Genomic DNA, 1,197 nt, shown 5'->3' with positions numbered 1-1,197 from the left:
CCTGCGGCTATGGTGCGGGCCTCCAGCCCGAAAATTTGGTGAAATGCAAGGACTCCGTCCCGCTGACGCGTTCGCGTTAGCGTCGCGTAGCGACAAAGGACTCCGTCCCGCTGACGCGATCAGCAGCTCAATCTGGCCGGTTTCCATATCCACTGCCAGTTCCACCCCCGCCACCGCAAAGGTGAGGGAAGATTCGTCGGCGGCATGGTGCAGCTCCACCTCGATGGGATCCGGAGTGCTTTGGGCCAGCTCCGGCAAGGTCAGGGATCCCTGGGGAGCCGAAAAACGTCCCTGCGCCGGCGTACCCCCACCCAGCCCAGCTCCCGCAACAAGCTCAGCAGAGTGATCCCCGGCGGAACCACCTGCCCATAGGGTTGGCCGTTCACCTGAAATCGGATGGGAATGGGAGTGGGATCCATAACGGTCTTCTTTTTTCACTCACATCTACCCCATTCTGTTTTGAGCAAAATGTTTCGAGTGAACCATTGGATTGCCCTGTTTGTTTTCATCCCTCTTCCCCATGAGGTGAGGGGATCCTGCCTATCGCAGATCGGTTTGCCCTCCCTCGCTGGGATGGCTTTCTTGGATGATCAGAGCAGGATTTTGTGAATTCAAATCCCAAGTGCAGGCCAAGCCTTCTTTGCCGAGATCTCTTCGCTTCCCTCAACTCCATTGATGACTTAGCCTATTTACCCTAGGAGACACTATGGCAACTCTTTACTTCAGCCCGCTTTTCGAGGTACAAGCTCTGCAAGCGGAGCCCAACCGGGGACGCTCTCGCTCCTTCCTGCCCACTCCTCTGCAGGTTTGGGAGAGCGGCGAAGCCTACACCGTCCAGTTGTGGGTGCCCGGTGCCAATCGGGAACGCTTCCACATCGAGGCCACGGCTCAACAGCTCTCCATCAGCGGCGAGATCCAGGTTCACGGCCCTGAAGGTGCTGAATTGCGCTACCAAGAAGTGGAGCCCCAACCTTTTCAACGCATCCTCAAGCTGGCCCGCCGCATCCAGCCGGAGAAAGTCTCGGCCACCTATCGCGACGGCATCCTCACCCTCACTCTGCCCAAAGCCGACGCAGCGCGGGTGATCAAAGTCCAAGTGGGCGCCTCAAACCCCACTACTCCGACGGAAGCCGTGACGGTGGAAAGCCAACCTGCCTAGGTTGTGTTGATCTTTCATTTGAGCCAAAAGAGAGCACT

Annotated in this window: 3 protein-coding genes; 1 reads left to right on the top strand and 2 read right to left on the bottom strand. The window is 58.0% G+C overall.

The window, feature by feature from the left end; all coding sequences use genetic code 11:
* A partial coding sequence (locus NW843_RS11895) for a hypothetical protein (protein WP_414523041.1) occupies positions 1-258 on the bottom strand: 258 nt, incomplete at its 3' end.
* A gap of 2 nt (positions 259-260) precedes the next feature.
* Positions 261-419: a hypothetical protein gene (locus NW843_RS11890; protein WP_414523040.1), complete on the bottom strand. Its 159-nt coding sequence runs from the start codon at positions 417-419 to the stop codon at positions 261-263.
* 287 nt (positions 420-706) lie between these two features.
* Between NW843_RS11890 and NW843_RS11885 the strand changes: the two genes are divergently transcribed.
* Entirely contained in the window at positions 707-1,159 is a 453-nt protein-coding gene (locus tag NW843_RS11885; protein ID WP_011431920.1) for an Hsp20/alpha crystallin family protein, read from the top strand.
* The last annotated feature ends 38 nt before the right edge of the window (positions 1,160-1,197 follow it).

Source organism: Synechococcus sp. R5-12 (genome assembly GCF_047502655.1).
GTDB lineage: Bacteria > Cyanobacteriota > Cyanobacteriia > Thermostichales > Thermostichaceae > Thermostichus.
Note: the sequence above shows the minus strand (reverse complement) of the source record. Positions and strands in the feature narration are given on the sequence as shown.

Excerpts from the sequence above, each read along its gene's own strand:
- NW843_RS11890 (WP_414523040.1), bottom strand. The coding sequence starts at position 419 with ATGGATCCCACTCCCATTCCCATCCGATTTCAGGTGAACGGCCAACCC.
- NW843_RS11885 (WP_011431920.1), top strand. The coding sequence starts at position 707 with ATGGCAACTCTTTACTTCAGCCCGCTTTTCGAGGTACAAGCTCTGCAA.